This window comes from Streptomyces sp. NPDC023527 (assembly GCF_055560115.1).
The window spans coordinates 203,434-217,697 of sequence record NZ_JBVHJJ010000015.1; the positions used below are offsets into that span (position 1 = coordinate 203,434).

16 protein-coding genes are annotated in these 14,264 nt (G+C 71.3%); 13 read left to right on the top strand and 3 right to left on the bottom strand.

All coding sequences use genetic code 11. The features are described from left to right. From ACZ303_RS27680 to ACZ303_RS27695, 4 genes are all read left to right on the top strand, one after another. Positions 1–255, top strand: a complete 255-nt coding sequence (locus ACZ303_RS27680) for a type B 50S ribosomal protein L31 (RefSeq protein WP_467343176.1) — start codon at positions 1–3, stop codon at positions 253–255. Beyond that, positions 255–1,451 (top strand): CobW family GTP-binding protein, encoded by a 1,197-nt coding sequence (locus ACZ303_RS27685; RefSeq protein ID WP_467343177.1) that lies wholly within the window; start codon positions 255–257, stop codon positions 1,449–1,451. Before ACZ303_RS27680 ends, ACZ303_RS27685 begins: the two co-directional genes overlap by 1 nt. A gap of 85 nt (positions 1,452–1,536) precedes the next feature. Next, entirely contained in the window at positions 1,537–1,779 is a 243-nt protein-coding gene (gene rpsR, locus ACZ303_RS27690) for a 30S ribosomal protein S18 (protein ID WP_467343178.1), read from the top strand. A 153-nt stretch (positions 1,780–1,932) separates the two neighbouring features. Next, the gene (locus ACZ303_RS27695; RefSeq protein WP_467343179.1) at positions 1,933–2,172 is read left to right on the top strand and encodes a DUF397 domain-containing protein; all 240 of its coding nucleotides are present in this window, start codon (positions 1,933–1,935) and stop codon (positions 2,170–2,172) included. A gap of 70 nt (positions 2,173–2,242) precedes the next feature. On the opposite strand, the gene ACZ303_RS27700 is transcribed toward ACZ303_RS27695, so the two are convergent. Further along, the gene (locus ACZ303_RS27700; RefSeq protein WP_467343180.1) at positions 2,243–2,737 is read right to left on the bottom strand and encodes an ATP-binding protein; all 495 of its coding nucleotides are present in this window, start codon (positions 2,735–2,737) and stop codon (positions 2,243–2,245) included. A 313-nt stretch (positions 2,738–3,050) separates the two neighbouring features. On the opposite strand from ACZ303_RS27700, the gene ACZ303_RS27705 reads away from it, so the two are divergent. From ACZ303_RS27705 to ACZ303_RS27730, 6 genes are all read left to right on the top strand, one after another. Next, positions 3,051–3,914, top strand: a complete 864-nt coding sequence (locus tag ACZ303_RS27705; RefSeq protein ID WP_467343181.1) for a helix-turn-helix domain-containing protein — start codon at positions 3,051–3,053, stop codon at positions 3,912–3,914. 88 nt (positions 3,915–4,002) lie between these two features. Then, entirely contained in the window at positions 4,003–5,460 is a 1,458-nt protein-coding gene (locus ACZ303_RS27710) for an aldehyde dehydrogenase family protein (RefSeq protein ID WP_467343182.1), read from the top strand. 133 nt (positions 5,461–5,593) lie between these two features. Continuing rightward, the gene (locus ACZ303_RS27715; RefSeq protein WP_467343183.1) at positions 5,594–6,169 is read left to right on the top strand and encodes a DinB family protein; all 576 of its coding nucleotides are present in this window, start codon (positions 5,594–5,596) and stop codon (positions 6,167–6,169) included. An 80-nt stretch (positions 6,170–6,249) separates the two neighbouring features. Then, positions 6,250–6,861: a PadR family transcriptional regulator gene (locus ACZ303_RS27720; RefSeq protein ID WP_467343184.1), complete on the top strand. Its 612-nt coding sequence runs from the start codon at positions 6,250–6,252 to the stop codon at positions 6,859–6,861. A 79-nt stretch (positions 6,862–6,940) separates the two neighbouring features. Continuing rightward, a complete protein-coding gene (locus ACZ303_RS27725; RefSeq protein WP_467343185.1) occupies positions 6,941–7,915 on the top strand; it encodes an ATP-binding cassette domain-containing protein in 975 nt (324 codons plus the stop codon). Further along, a complete protein-coding gene (locus ACZ303_RS27730) occupies positions 7,912–8,706 on the top strand; it encodes an ABC transporter permease (RefSeq protein WP_467343186.1) in 795 nt (264 codons plus the stop codon). Before ACZ303_RS27725 ends, ACZ303_RS27730 begins: the two co-directional genes overlap by 4 nt. 77 nt (positions 8,707–8,783) lie before the next feature. Here the strand turns inward: ACZ303_RS27730 and ACZ303_RS27735 are convergent, their stop codons facing one another. Further along, positions 8,784–9,149 carry a YbjQ family protein gene (locus ACZ303_RS27735; RefSeq protein ID WP_467343187.1) on the bottom strand — a complete coding sequence of 122 codons (366 nt, stop codon included), beginning with the start codon at positions 9,147–9,149 and terminating at the stop codon, positions 8,784–8,786. Between the two features lie 234 nt (positions 9,150–9,383). Here ACZ303_RS27735 and ACZ303_RS27740 point away from each other — a divergent pair, with 234 nt between their 5' ends. Both ACZ303_RS27740 and ACZ303_RS27745 read left to right on the top strand, forming a co-directional pair. Then, complete coding sequence (locus tag ACZ303_RS27740) at positions 9,384–10,079, top strand: DedA family protein (RefSeq protein WP_467343200.1); 696 nt, start codon at positions 9,384–9,386, stop codon at positions 10,077–10,079. A gap of 91 nt (positions 10,080–10,170) precedes the next feature. Continuing rightward, entirely contained in the window at positions 10,171–11,892 is a 1,722-nt protein-coding gene (locus tag ACZ303_RS27745) for a threonine/serine exporter family protein (protein WP_467343188.1), read from the top strand. Positions 11,893–12,153: 261 nt separating this feature from the next. Here the strand turns inward: ACZ303_RS27745 and ACZ303_RS27750 are convergent, their stop codons facing one another. Further along, positions 12,154–12,651, bottom strand: a complete 498-nt coding sequence (locus tag ACZ303_RS27750; RefSeq protein ID WP_087926944.1) for an inorganic diphosphatase — start codon at positions 12,649–12,651, stop codon at positions 12,154–12,156. A gap of 86 nt (positions 12,652–12,737) precedes the next feature. On the opposite strand from ACZ303_RS27750, the gene dacB reads away from it, so the two are divergent. Beyond that, positions 12,738–14,147 (top strand): D-alanyl-D-alanine carboxypeptidase/D-alanyl-D-alanine endopeptidase, encoded by a 1,410-nt coding sequence (gene dacB, locus ACZ303_RS27755; RefSeq protein WP_467343189.1) that lies wholly within the window; start codon positions 12,738–12,740, stop codon positions 14,145–14,147. Positions 14,148–14,264 lie beyond the last annotated feature (117 nt).

Sequence of the window (14,264 nt, forward strand, 5' to 3'; positions counted from 1 at the left end):
ATGAAGCCCGGAATCCACCCGCCCTACGGTCCCGTCGTCTTCCGCGACCGGGCCGCCGGCTACGCCTTCCTCACCCGCTCGACCGCCACCAGCGACACGTCGGTCGAGTGGGAGGACGGCAACACCTATCCCGTCGTCGACGTCGAGATCTCCTCGGCGAGCCACCCCTTCTACACCGGCACCGCCCGCGTCATGGACACCGCCGGCCGCGTCGAGCGCTTCGAGCGCCGTTACGGCAAGCGCGGGGCCCGCTGATGTCGCAGGCCCCGCTGCCCGTGGTGCTGGTGGGCGGGCTGCACGCCGACGCCCGCCGCACCGCGGTCGACCGTCTGCTGCACACCGTGCCGGGCAGCGTCGCACTCCACCACGACCTGGCGGCGGCCGCCGCCGGAACGGTTCGCCGGACCGTGCGGGACCGCTCCGGCATCCTCGACGAGGGCGATACGCCGCTGGTCGACGACTGCGCGTGCTGCGCGCTGCGCGAGGACCTGATGCCCGAGCTGAAGCGGCTCGCCGCCGGTGGGGACTGCCGGCTCGCCGTCGTCGAGCTGTGGGACTCCGTCGAGCCCAAGGCCATGGCCGAGGTCGTGGCCGCCCACGGCGGTGAGGACGTCCGGCTGACCGGCGTCCTCACCGCCGTGGACCCCGCCCTGGTGCTGCCCGCCCTCGGCTGCGGCGACGACCTCGCCGAGGCGGGGCTCGCGGCCGCCGCCTCCGACCAGCGCACGGTCGCGGACACCTTCGCCCGCCAGCTGGAGTACGTCACGGTGCTCGCCCTCGTGGAGGACACCACCGCACAGGGCGACGAACCCACCGCGTTCGGTGCCCCCGTGGACCCCGCCGACGCCGTCGACCACGCGCTGCTCGACCAACTCGTCCCCACCGCACGCAAGATTTCGGCCGACTCCGAGGAGCTCGCCGCCGCGGCCGTCGCCGGGTTCGACGTGGAGGCGGCCGCCGCCCGGCAGCACCCCGCCTGCGCGCTGCTGCCGCAGGAGGCCGACGCGGAGGGCGTCGCCACGCTCGTATGGCAGCGGAGGCGTCCGTTCCACCCCGGTCGGCTGTACGCGGCGCTGGAGGACCTCTGCTGCGCCGCCGCCCGCAGCCGGGGCCGGTTCTGGCTCGCCGACCGGCCCGACACCCTGCTGGCCTGGGACTGCGCCGGCGGCGCGCTGTGCGTGGAGAGTGCCGGGCCGTGGCTGGCCGCGCTGCCGGACGCCGCCTGGGAGATGGTGCCGCCGGAGCGGCGGGTGGCCGCCGCGCTGGACTGGGACCCCGAGCACGGCGACCGCCTCCAGCACCTGACCTTCACCTCGCCCGGGCTCGACTGCGACGGGCTGCGCTCGCTGCTGGATTCGTGCCTGCTGACCGACGCCGAATACGAGGCGGGGCCGGACGCCTGGCGCCTGCTCTCGACGGCATTCGACGCACTTCTTGATCCGGTTTCCTGAAAGCCCGCGAGACCTCGCGTTCCGTAAGACCTTCCGTCCCGCAAGGGCTTCCGCCCCGCGACACTTCCCGAAAGGACTTCCTCCCGTGCCCCGTCGGCCCGATCACCGCAAAATCCTCAAGCCGCGCCCCAACCCCCTGGAAACCGCGGGCATCACCTATATCGACTACAAGGACACCGACCTGCTGCGGAAGTTCATTTCGGACCGCGGGAAGATCCGCAGCCGCCGGGTGACCCGGGTCACCGCGCAGCAGCAACGGCAGCTGGCCAGGGCGATCAAGAATGCCCGTGAGATGGCGCTCCTCCCGTACTCCGGAAACGGGAAGTAGCGGCGGGGCGGACTCGCCAAGTAGCCGTGGGGACACCGTAAGTGCACGTGCATCGGCTCATGCAGAAGCACATGAACGCGGCTATGATCCGGAGTAGTTGTCAACCCCATCATTCATGCCGGGGTACCACCCGCAATACTCCGGGAGAGTCCTGTGCCTCACGCGTACAACGGCATGGCTGCCGCGGACCTCGACGGCGTCGTCTGGCGGAAGAGCCGGCACTCCAACTCCCAGGGCTCGTGCGTGGAGTTCGCCAAGCTGCCGGATGGCGGGGTCGCCGTGCGTAATTCCCGTCATCCGGACGGCCCCGCTCTCGTCTACACCCCGGCCGAGATCGAAGCCATGCTGCTGGGTGTCAAGGACGGCGAATTCGACTATCTGGTCAGCGACTGAGCGACCTCAGCGACTGAACGGCCTGGGTGACTGAACGGCCTGAGCGACCGGCCGGACGGCCGACGGCCCGTCAGTCGAGCTCGCGCGGCAGGCGGAAGAGCGCCCACACGACCTTGCCGTGCAGCGCCCCCGCCAGCGGGTGCCAGCCCCAGGTGTCGCTGAAGGACTCCACCAGCATCAGCCCGCGCCCGCACTCGGCGGAGGCGTCGGGTTCGCCCGCTATCGGGCTCTCTTCGCTGGGATCCCGCACCGCGCACACCAGCCGTGACGCCCAGCGCATCAAATGCAGCCGAACCGGCGGCTCATATCCGGTGCCCACGGGGTCGGTGGGAAGGGCGTAACGCAGGGAATTGGTGACCAACTCCGAGACGACCAGCGCGACGTCGTCGAAAAGGCCCGGCAGATCCCACTGCTGGAGCGTCGTTCTCGTGAACTTCCGGGCGGTGCGGACCGCCTCGAATCGGGGAGGAAGGGCACAGGAGGCCGAGTTGGAGACGGCCGATGGGGCGATCGGTGGCAGCCCTCGCCACAGGGGGGAGAGCACAGTCGATCCTTCGGTACCCATCCGAGGCACTCCTGGCAATCGTGGACGTGACACGCACGTGTGCGTCCCCCATGGTTCCCAATGGAAGGGGCGGATGCAAGGGCAGATGCACGTGCACGTGGGGGTTTTGGGGGCGCACGCTCACATTAAGGGGTAATTCTTCCTACGCCCTCCTTCGTACGGTGTCCGGACTGCGCCCACCTGGGTAATCGGATGCACACTCAACGGAGCCCGGAGGTGGCAGACTTCACCGCCGGGGGCAGCGGGGGTCGCCCCCGGAAGGGTGCGGAAGCGGCACGGCCGGAACAGGACCGGAAGAGGAGGAGTCGCGAAGATGGCCACGAGCGAGTCGAGCGGTTCTGTGGTGCGCCGCATACTCCTGGGCTCACAGCTCAGGAGGTTGCGTGAGTCGCGGGGCATCACACGCGAGGCGGCCGGCTACTCGATCCGGGCGTCCGAGTCCAAGATCAGTCGTATGGAGCTGGGGCGGGTGAGCTTCAAGGCGCGTGACGTCGAGGACCTGCTCACGCTCTACGGCGTCACGGACGAACTGGAGCGCGAGGCGCTGCTGGGCCTGGCCCGCGAGGCCAATGTCGCCGGGTGGTGGCACAGCTACGGCGACGTCCTGCCGGGCTGGTTCCAGACGTACGTCGGACTGGAGGGCGCCGCCTCGCACATCTCGATCTACGAAGTGCAGTTCGTGCACGGGCTCCTCCAGACCGAGGGCTACGCCCAGGCCGTCGTCGTGCGCGGCCAGCCCACGGCCGAGGAGGCCGAGGTCGAGCGCCGCGTCTCGCTGCGCATGGAGCGCCAGAAGCTGCTCTTCTCCGAGCGTGCCCCGCACTTCCACGCGGTCCTCGACGAGGCCGCTCTGCACCGCCCGTACGGCGGTGAGGCGGTCATGCGCGGGCAGCTGGAGCACCTCATCGACATCTCGGAACAGGCCAATGTGACCCTCCAGGTGATGCCCTTCGCGCACGGCGGGCACGCGGGCGAGAGCGGCGCCTTCACCATGCTGCGCTTCCCCGAGTCCGACCTGTCCGACGTGGTCTATCTGGAGCAGCTCACCAGCGCGCTGTATCTGGACAAGCCCGACGAGGTGGCGCAGTACGGAAGGGCGATGGAGCGGCTGCACGAGGACAGCCTGTCACCTGCCGCGTCACGGGATCTGCTGCGGCGTCTGCTCCAACTCGTTTGACACATCAGTACGATGACGTCCCATCAGGAGCGCGCAGTCCGGTTCGGGTGCCCTTGAGCGCCCCCGTTTCTCCAGGCAGGGATGGCACATGTCCTACTTCGACGAGTTGGCTTTCCAGTACATCGACGGCGAGTGGCGGTCCGGCACCGGCTCCTGGGACATCGTGGACTTCAACCCCTACGACGGGGAGAAGCTCGCCTCCATCACCGTGGCGAGCGTCAAGGAGGTCGACCAGGCCTATCGCGCCGCCGAGCGCGCGCAGCGGGACTGGGGCGCCACCAACCCGTACACCCGCCGGCTCGTCTTCGAGCGGGCGCTGCGGATCATCGACGACCGCGAGTGCGAGCTGGCCGCCGCGATCACCGCCGAGTGCGGCGGTACGCGCGTGAAGGCGGCCTTCGAGCTGCACCTGGTGCGGGAGTTCCTGCGCGAGGCGCTGCATCTGGCGCTGCGGGCCGAGGGCCGCATCCTGCCCTCGCCCGACGACACCAAGGAGAACCGCCTCTACCGGCTGCCGGTCGGGGTCGTCGGGGTGATCAGCCCGTTCAACTTCCCCTTCCTGCTGTCGGTGAAGTCCGTCGCGCCGGCCCTGGCGCTCGGCAACGCGGTCGTCCTCAAGCCGCACCAGAACACGCCCATATGCGGCGGCGGGCTGGTCGCGAAGGTGTTCGAGGAGGCCGGGCTGCCCGCCGGGGTGCTCAACGTCGTCGTCACCGACATCGCCGAGATAGGTGACGCCCTCATCGAGCACCCGGTGCCGAAGGTGATCTCCTTCACCGGCTCCGACAAGGTCGGCCGGCACGTCGCCACGGTCGCGGCCGCGCACTTCAAGCGCGTCATCCTCGAACTCGGCGGCAACAGCGCCCTGATCGTCCTCGACGACGCCGATCTCGACTACGCGGTCGACGCCGCCGTCTTCAGCCGCTTCATCCACCAGGGGCAGGTCTGCATGGCGGCCAACCGGGTGCTGGTGGACCGGTCGGTGGAGCGGGAGTTCACCGAGAAGTTCGTCGCCAAGGTCAGGACCCTCAAGGTCGGCGACCCGAGGGACGCGGCCACCCACATCGGCCCGCTGATACACGCCGGCCAGGCCGAGGCCATCAACGCCCTGGTGGACCAGTCCATCGCCGAGGGGGCGACCGCGCTGCTGCGCGGCGGGACGGCGGGGACGCTCGTCGCGCCGTCGGTGCTGACCGGTCTGCCGGCCGACTCGCCGATCCTGGGCCAGGAGATCTTCGGCCCGGTCGCCCTGATCATCCCCTTCGACGGCGAGGAGGAGGCGGTCCGGCTGGCCAACGCCACTCCGTACGGGCTGAGCGGCGCCGTCCACACCGGGGACGTCGAGCGCGGCGTACGCGTGGCCAAGCGCATCGACACCGGCATGATCCACGTCAACGATGGGACCGTGCACGACGAGGCGATCGTGCCGTTCGGGGGCGAGAAGCACTCGGGGCTGGGCCGGCTCAACGGCGACTCCATGGTGGACGCCTTCACCACCACCAAGTGGATCTCGATCCAGCACGGGAAGAGCAAGTTCCCCTTCTAGGCGGCCTTTTGGGACGTCCCGAAGAGCCTTCTAGGACCGCAACTGTCCTATATCGGTCCTACGGTGGTGCTCACGAGGCCGACGGTGGCGGAACCGGCGGCGGAAGCTCGCGGCACGACGAAAGGCGGACCCCATGGTGACGCACGTGATCGAGACGTCTCCCTCCGACGAGCGCGGCACGCTGCTCGCGTTCGTGGAGGCCCAGCGCGGTGGCCTGCGCCGGGCGGTGCTCGGACTGACCGACGCGCAGGCCGGGCAGCGGACCACCGCGAGCGAGCTGACCCTCGGCGGGCTCCTGAAGCACGTCGCGGGGGCCGAGCACCTCTGGGTGCGGATGGCTCAGGAGCGGGAGCCGGACGTGAAGCCCGACCCGGAGAAGTGGGGCGACACCTTCCGGCTGCTCGACGGCGAGACCGTGGCGGGGGTGCTGGCCCGCTGGGAGGGGATCGCCGCGGAGACGGAGGACTTCATCCGCTCCGTACCCAGCCTGGAGGACACCTTCCCGCTGCCCGACGCGCCCTGGTTCCCGCCGGCCACCCGGGTGTCGATGCGCTGGCTGCTGCTGCACCTGGTCGAGGAGATCGCCCGGCACGCGGGCCACGCCGACATCATCCGCGAGTCCCTCGACGGCAGGACCGCCTTCGAGCTCGTCGACGAGGCGGCGAAGGCGGCCGGGGAGGGCGAGGCGAAGCGGGTGGTCGAAGGGTGAGCGACCAGGGCTGAGCGGGGCGTAGCCGCGGTATCCACCTAGTCTGAGTCGCAGTACAGACCGGGTGGAATGAGGAGACGATGTCGGCGATCCGGCTGCTGGTCCTGGGGGCGGTGCGTCAGCACGGGCGGGCGCACGGCTACCAGGTGCGCAACGACCTGGAGTTCTGGGGTGCGCACGAGTGGTCCAACGCCAAACCCGGGTCGATCTACCACGCCCTCAAGAGCATGGCGAAGCAGGACCTGCTGATCGCGCACGACGTCGCGCCCAGCGAGGCCGGCGGGCCGCCGCGCACGGAGTACGAGCTGACGGCCGAGGGGGAGGCGGAGTACTTCCGGCTGCTGCGCGAATCGCTCTCCTCCCACGACCAGAAGGTCGACGTCCTCACCGCGGGCGTCGGCTTCATCGTCGACCTGCCGCGCGCGGAGGCGATCGCCCTGCTGAAGCAGCGCGTGGAGTCGCTGCGCGCGTGGGGCGAGGAGATCCGCCTGCACTGGACCCCCGGCCACGGCGAGGACTGGGGCCACATCGGCGAGATCATGGGGATGTGGGTGCACACGGCGGAGAGCGGTGAGCAGTGGGCGCGGGGGCTGATCGAGCGCCTTGAGGGCGGGGCGTACGTGATGGCGGGGGAGGGCGAGCCCTGGAAGGGCGGCCTGGCCCCGGAGACCTCGAAGGCACCGGACGCTTAATCAAGTTTGACTAGCTGCGGGATCGGGGTTACCTTCGCAGTCAAGTAGTCAAACTTGACTACAGTGGGAGGAGAGCGCTGTGACGGACACCGATCACGCGATCGTTGTCGAAGGACTGCGGAAGACCTACGGAGCCAAACACGCCCTCGACGGGCTCGACCTCACCGTCCCCCGGGGCACCGTCCACGCCATGCTCGGCCCCAACGGCGCCGGCAAGACCACGGCCGTACGGATCCTGTCCACCCTGCTGCGCCCCGACGGCGGCCGCGCCGAGGTCGCCGGCCACGACGTCCGGCGCAGCCCCGACGAGGTCCGCCACCGCATCGGGCTGCTCGGGCAGCACGCGGCGGTGGACGAGGAGCTGAGCGGCCGGCAGAACCTGGAGATGTTCGGCAGGCTCTACCACCTGGGCAGCCGGCGGGCCGGCGCCCGCGCCGACGAACTGCTGCACCGCTTCGGCCTCGGCGACACCGGATCCAAGGCCGTCAGCCGCTACAGCGGCGGCATGCGCCGCCGCCTCGACCTCGCGGCCGCGCTCGTCCTGTCCCCCGAGGTCCTCTTCCTGGACGAACCCACCACCGGCCTCGACCCCCGCGGCCGCAACGAGGTGTGGGACTCGGTCCGCTCCCTGGTCGACGGCGGCACGACCGTCCTGCTGACCACCCAGTACCTGGAGGAGGCCGACCAGCTCGCCGACCGCGTCTCGGTCGTCGACTCCGGCCGGACCGTCGCGGAGGGCACCGCCGACGAGCTCAAGGCCCGGCTCGGCGGCGACCGCGTCGACATCGTCGTACGCGACGCCGGGCAGCTCGCCGCCGCGACCGCCGTGGCGGCCGCGGTCGGCACCGGCGCGCCCACGGCCGACCCCGACCGGCGCCGCGTCAGCGTGCCGGTCGCCGACCGGATGGCCGCGCTGACCGGGACCGTACGAGCCCTCGCGGCGGCCGGCGTCGAGGCGGAGGACATCGCCCTGCGCCGCCCGACGCTGGACGAGGTGTTCCTGCACATGACAGGCGGCGACGCCGCCCCCGAGAAGGAGGGCGCTCTCCGATGACCGCTTCCGCGAACTGGGTGCTCACCGACTCCTGGACCATGACCCGGCGCGGCCTCGCGCACTGGGCCCGGCAGCCCGTACAGGTGGTCGTCGGGCTCGCCTTCCCGGTGATGATGCTGCTGATGTTCGCCTACTTCCTCGGCGGCGCGATGACCGTCGCGGGCGGCGGCGACTACAAGCAGTTCCTCGTGCCGGGCATGCTCACGCTCACCATGGCCTTCGGCCTGGAAGCCACGATGGTCGCCGTCACCCAGGACCTCGACAAGGGCGTCATCGACCGCTTCCGCACCCTGCCGATGGCCTCCTCCGCCGTCCTGGTCGGCCGCAGCGCCCTCGACATGCTCCAGTCGGCGCTCGGCCTCGCCGCGATGGTCGGCGCGGGCCTGGCGATGGGCTGGCGCTGGCACGCCGGCCCGGTGGACGCGGCGTCCGCGGTGGGACTGCTGCTCCTGCTGCGCTTCGCGATGCTGTGGGTCGGCCTCTACCTGGCGATGGTGGCGGGCAGGCCCGAACTCGTCCAGGCCGTGCAGATCCTCATCTGGCCGCTCGGCTTCCTCTCCAACGTCTTCGCGTCGGCGGAGTCCATGCCGGGCTGGCTCGGCACGATCGCCGAATGGAACCCCATGTCGTCGACGGCGGCCGCGGTCCGCGAACTCTTCGGCAACCCGGGCACGGGCGGCGACTCCTGGGCGGCGTCCCACGCCCTGCCGCTGGCGGTGGTGTGGCCGGTGGTGCTGCTGGGGGTGTTCGTGCCGTTGGCGCTGCGGAGGTGGAGGGGGCTGGGGCGGTAGCCGGAGCCCGTGATCGGGAATGAGGTGCGGGGCCCCGGGCCCCGCACCGACCCGCTCACCGCCGCGTCATCACCGCGTCACTGCCGCGGCGAGATGACGACGGCCGTGCCGTACGCGCAGACCTCCGTGCCCACGTCCGCCGCCTCCGTCACATCGAAGCGGAACATCAGCACCGCGTTGGCGCCGCGCGCCCGCGCCTGCTCGATCAGCCGGTCCATGGCCTGGTTGCGGGTCTCGACCAGGGTCTTGGTCAGGCCCTTGAGCTCACCGCCGACGAGGGACTTCAGGCCCGCGCCGATCTGGCTGCCGATGTGGCGGGAGCGCACGGTCAGCCCGAAGACCTCGCCGATCACCCGGTCGACGCGGTGACCCGGCACATCGTTCGTCGTGACCACCAGCACATCCGACTGGGTCTGACCGCCGCCGAACTCCTCGATGCCCATTGCATCCACCTCCGTGTGTGCAGTTTTGTCGGTTGTTGTCCCGGACGCATGCGGGGTGCGTCCGGTTGAGCCGGGCCGGGGGACACTTGGGGAGAGGGTGCGGGCACCCACTGGAACCGGGGGTCCGGCGGTGGCGTTGATAACTTGGGGCCGCACACCCTCCCCACCCCGCCTGTGCCCGGGCCTCGCACGAGCCTGCGCCCACGACCCAGGAGCCACTCACCCGTGACCCCCATGACCACCCTCGCGCTCGGCCCGCAGTGGCTGGACGCGAACTATCTGATCGAGCAATTCGGTCTGATCGGCGTCCTGGCCATCGTCTTCGCGGAGTCCGGCCTCCTGATCGGCTTCTTCCTGCCGGGCGACTCGCTGCTCTTCACCACCGGCCTGCTGGTCACCACCGACCAGATCGACAAGCCCCTGTGGCTCGTCACGCTGCTGATCGTGCTCGCGGCCGTCCTCGGCGACCAGGCCGGCTATCTCTTCGGCCGCAAGGTGGGGCCCTCGCTCTTCAAGCGACCCGACTCCCGGTTCTTCAAGCAGGAGAACGTGGAGAAGGCGCATGAGTTCTTCGAGAAGTACGGGCCGAAATCCCTGGTCCTGGCCCGCTTCGTGCCGATCATCCGGACGTTCACGCCGATCATCGCCGGCGTGAGCCGGATGAACTACCGCTCGTTCCTGACCTTCAACATCATCGGCGGCCTGCTCTGGGGCGCCGGCGTGACCCTGCTGGGCTCCGCGCTCGGCAAGGTCGACTTCGTCAACAAGCACATCGAGCTGATCCTCGTCGGCATCGTGCTGATCTCCGTGGTGCCGGTCGCCATCGAGCTGCTGCGCGCCCGCTCCAAGGCGAAGAAGGCCCCCACCGCCCCCGGCGCCCCGCACGACGGCCGCCCGCCGGCCCAGCGCGGCCGTCACGCCAAGCGCTGACGGTCCCCGCGCACGTCCGATATCCGACGCTCCTCCCGCCCCGTGAGGTGTGCCCAATGACCCCACTGGGCACCCGAGCCACACATCAGGCATGGTGGCCGTAGCAGGCGGGGCGTATGAGGAGCACGTGGTGGCGGATCGGAAGCGGGGCGGCAGCGCCTCGGACACGGATGGGGCCGAGGACCGCAAGCCGTCGTCCGACGAGGCGCGCAGCGCCTTCACCCCACCGCTCGGCGTCCCCCTCCCGCCCCCGCCGGAGGACGAGCACCCGACCTCCGAGTTCGCCATCCCCCAAGGCGTCGCCCCGGAGCCGGAGGCCGAGTCCGAGGGCTCGGCCTTCTCCCTCCCCGCGGGCACCGTCGGCCCCAGCACCACCCAGGGCACGCCCTATGCCGCCTTCACCCCGCCGTACGGCACGCCCAGGGTCAGCCTCACCAAGGAGACGCCCTGGCAGGACCGCATGCGCACGATGCTGCGGATGCCGGTCGGCGAGCGGCCCGTACCCGAACGCGCGGAGAAGCCCGACGAGCCCGGCCCGCCCGTACCGCGCGTACTCGACCTGACCCTGCGCATCGGCGAGCTGCTGCTGGCCGGCGGCGAGGGCGCCGAGGACGTCGAAGCGGCGATGTTCGGCGTCGCGCACGCCTACGGGCTCGACCGCTGCGAGCCGACCGTCACCTTCACCCTGCTGACCGTCAGCTACCAGCCGTCCCTCGTCGACGACCCGGTCACCGCCAACCGCACCGTGCGCCGCCGCGGCACCGACTACAACCGGCTCTCCGCCGTCTTCCGGCTCGTCCACGACATCACCACGCGCGGCCTCACCCTGGAGGAGTCCTACGGCCGCCTCGCCGAGATACGCCGCAACCGCCACCCTTACCCCGGCTGGGGGCTGACCGCCGCCTCCGGGCTGCTCGCCGGCGCGGCGAGCATGCTCGTCGGGGGCGGCCTCCTGGTCTTCCTCGCCGCGGCCGCGGGCGCGATGCTCGGCGACCGCCTCGCCTGGCTGGCCTCCGGGCGCGGACTGCCGGAGTTCTACCAGTTCGTCGCCGCCGCGATGCCGCCCGCGGCGATGGGCGTGGCCCTCAGCGCCGTCCAGGCGGACGTCCAGGCGTCCGCGGTGATCACCGGTGGGCTGTTCGCCCTGATCCCCGGGCGGGCGCTCGTGGCGGGCGTACAGGACGGTCTGACGGGCTACTACATCACCGCCGCCGCCCGGCTGCTGGAAGTCGGCTACCTCATCGCCGGCATCGTCTGCGGCGTGCTGATCGTCCTCTACGGAGGCGTGCACATCGGCGGCGGCACCCTCAACCCCGAGGCGGCCCTGGAACACCGGGAGCGGCCCCTCATCCAGATCGTCGCCGCGATGCTGCTGGCCTTCTCCTTCGCCGTCCTGCTCCAGCAGGAACGCCACACGGTCCTGGCCGCCACCCTCAACGGCGGCGTCGCCTGGGTCGTCTACGCGGCCCTCGCCGACACCGCGGGGCTCGACCCGGTGCCCGCCACGGCCATCGCCGCCGGCCTCGTCGGCCTCTTCGGCCAGCTGCTGTCCCGCTACCGGTACGCGTCCGCGCTGCCGTACGTCACAGCGGCGATCGGCCCGCTGCTGCCGGGTAGCGCGACGTACTTCGCGCTGCTCAACTTCGCGAAGAACGAGATGAACGCGGGCATCTCCAGCCTGACCAAGGCGGCGGCGCTGGCACTGGCCATCGCGATCGGGGTGAACCTGGGGTCGGAGATGGCGCGGCTGTTCATCAAGGTGCCGGGGGCTGCGGCGTCTCGGCGGGCGGCGAAGCGGACGCGAGGCTTCTAGGGAGCCTTTCGCGGTTCCGGGCGCGGCCGTTCCGCTGGCGCGGTTTCCGCTGCGCGCGGCCGTTTGGCTCGTGCGGCGCCGTTTCCCGCTGCGTGGGGCTTATCCGCTGCGCGGGGCTGTCCAGGTGCGGTGCCGGGCCTCCGCGGGTTGTTCGCGGGGCTGCTTCGCTTTACGCCCCGCGAACAACCCGCTCCGGCCCGTCCCCTCCCGTGGTGGGGAGGAAAACGGGCCGGTGGGGGCTGGCGTCGTGGTGCTCCGCGACTAGTGGTGGGCGCCGCCGGCGGCCTCGAGGCGCTTGTAGGAAGCCTCGATCTCCGCCTCGGCCTCGGCGCGGCCGACCCAGTCGGCGCCCTCGACGGACTTGCCCGGCTCCAGGTCCTTGTAGACCTCGAAGAAGTGCTGGATCTCCAGGCGGTCGAACTCCGACACGTGGTGGATGTCGCGCAGGTGCTCGACGCGCGGGTCGTTCGCCGGAACGCACAGCAGCTTGTCGTCGCCGCCGGCCTCGTCCGTCATACGGAACATGCCGATGGCGCGGCACTTGATGAGGCAGCCCGGGAACGTCGGCTCGTCCAGGATGACGAGGGCGTCCAGCGGGTCGCCGTCCTCACCGAGAGTGTTCTCGACGAAGCCGTAGTCGGCCGGGTAGCTGGTCGAGGTGAAGAGTCGACGGTCCAGGCGGATGCGACCCGTCTCGTGGTCGACCTCGTACTTGTTCCGCGAACCCTTCGGGATCTCGATGGTGACGTCGAACTCCACGGGTGGCTCCTCCATGATCAACACATACGTCTGGTGATTAAGTGTCCCTCACGCAGGCGTGTGGTGGCGAAAGGGGCTGGTCCGTGGTGCCTGAGGCCAGGTCGTGGCAGATCAGGTGGTGGCGCAGCACCCCACCGGTACAACGCCGGACCGTGCGGTTCGTCGCGGTATCCGCCCTCGCGGGCCTGGTGGCCGCGGCCGGCGCCGTGGGGGCCGCCGGTCCCTGGGACTCGGGACAGCGTAAGGCCGAGCGCGACCGCGCGGCGGCGGGGGCCGCCCCGGGTGGCGAGCGTCACGTACGTCCCGAGCACCCCGCCGCACCGCCGGTCCTGGCCACCGCGGGCGGCCGGGGTGTCGCCCGGGAGGGGCTCGCCGCCGCGCTCGAACCGCTGCTGAAGGACCCCGCGCTCGGCGACCGGCACTCGGCCGCCGTCTACGACGCCGCCACCGGGCAGCGCCTCTACGGCTCCGACGAGGGCACGGCCTACACGCCCGCCTCCACGGTCAAGCTGGCCACCGCGGCCGCCGCGCTGTCCGCCCTGGGGCCGGACCACCGCATCGACACGACGGTCGTGGCCGACGGCGACCAGGTCGTGCTCGTCGGCGGGGGAGACCCCACGCTGACGGCGCGCGTGAGCCTGCCGGCCCTCGCGGAGGCCACCGCCCGCAAGCTCCGTGGCAAGGGCCGGATCAAGCTCGCGTACGACACCTCCCGCTACACCGGCCCTGCCGCGCACCCGATCGGCCCGAACGAGAACATCGCGCCCGTCAGCGCCCTCATGGTCGACGAGGGCCGTCTCGACGACTCCGACCACGGCCCCGCCGACCGCTCGGCGGACCCGGCCGCCGACGCCGCCCGCAAGTTCGCGGACCTCCTCCGCGACAAGGGCGTCGAGATCGACGGCGATCCCGCCACCGGCCGGGCGGGCAAGAACGCGGAACGCCTCGCCTCGGTCTCCTCCCCGCCGCTGTCCGCCCTGGTCGAGCGCACCCTCACCAACAGCGACAACGACATCGCCGAGGCCCTGGCCCGCGCGACCGCCGTGGCCGACGGCCAGGACCCCAGCTTCGAGGGCGCCGCGAAGGCGGTGACGGCCCGCCTCGACCGACTCGGCCTCACGGGTTCGCATGTCGCGGACGGAAGCGGCCTGGACCGGGCGGATCAGGTCTCGGCAGACCTGCTCGCCCGTCTCCTGGTACGAGCGGCGGACCCCCGCCGCTCCGAGCTCCGCCCGGTCCTCACGGGCCTGCCGGTGGCCGGTTTCACCGGCACCCTCCGCAGCCGCTACGCGGACGAGACCGCCGGCCGCGGCTACGTACGCGCCAAAACCGGCACCCTGACGGGCGTGAACACGCTCGCCGGCACGGTGGTCGACACGACGGGTCGCGTGCTCACCTTCGCGTTCATGACGGAGGGCGCGCCGGATGGTGAGGGCGCGGTCCGCGCGCTTGACCGTCTCGCGACGAAGGTCGCGGACTGTGGGTGCCACGGCTGACAACTCCGTTGCGGTGTCCGTTGCGGTGTCCGCTGCGCGGGGCTTGTGGCTGGTCGGGGTCGGGCCTGCGGGGGTGGTGTGTCGGGCTGCTTCGCTTTACGCCCGACACACCACCCC

What these genes read in the sequence shown, in the direction of transcription:
- ACZ303_RS27740 (WP_467343200.1), top strand. Translation starts at nt 9,384, where the DNA reads ATGACCACCCTCGCGCTCGGCCCGCAGTGGCTGGACGCGAACTATCTG.
- ACZ303_RS27700 (WP_467343180.1), bottom strand. Translation starts at nt 2,737, where the DNA reads ATGGGTACCGAAGGATCGACTGTGCTCTCCCCCCTGTGGCGAGGGCTG.
- ACZ303_RS27720 (WP_467343184.1), top strand. Translation starts at nt 6,250, where the DNA reads ATGTCGGCGATCCGGCTGCTGGTCCTGGGGGCGGTGCGTCAGCACGGG.
- ACZ303_RS27735 (WP_467343187.1), bottom strand. Translation starts at nt 9,149, where the DNA reads ATGGGCATCGAGGAGTTCGGCGGCGGTCAGACCCAGTCGGATGTGCTG.
- ACZ303_RS27745 (WP_467343188.1), top strand. Translation starts at nt 10,171, where the DNA reads ATGGTGGCCGTAGCAGGCGGGGCGTATGAGGAGCACGTGGTGGCGGAT.
- ACZ303_RS27680 (WP_467343176.1), top strand. Translation starts at nt 1, where the DNA reads ATGAAGCCCGGAATCCACCCGCCCTACGGTCCCGTCGTCTTCCGCGAC.
- ACZ303_RS27730 (WP_467343186.1), top strand. Translation starts at nt 7,912, where the DNA reads ATGACCGCTTCCGCGAACTGGGTGCTCACCGACTCCTGGACCATGACC.
- ACZ303_RS27715 (WP_467343183.1), top strand. Translation starts at nt 5,594, where the DNA reads ATGGTGACGCACGTGATCGAGACGTCTCCCTCCGACGAGCGCGGCACG.
- ACZ303_RS27705 (WP_467343181.1), top strand. Translation starts at nt 3,051, where the DNA reads ATGGCCACGAGCGAGTCGAGCGGTTCTGTGGTGCGCCGCATACTCCTG.
- ACZ303_RS27710 (WP_467343182.1), top strand. Translation starts at nt 4,003, where the DNA reads ATGTCCTACTTCGACGAGTTGGCTTTCCAGTACATCGACGGCGAGTGG.
- ACZ303_RS27685 (WP_467343177.1), top strand. Translation starts at nt 255, where the DNA reads ATGTCGCAGGCCCCGCTGCCCGTGGTGCTGGTGGGCGGGCTGCACGCC.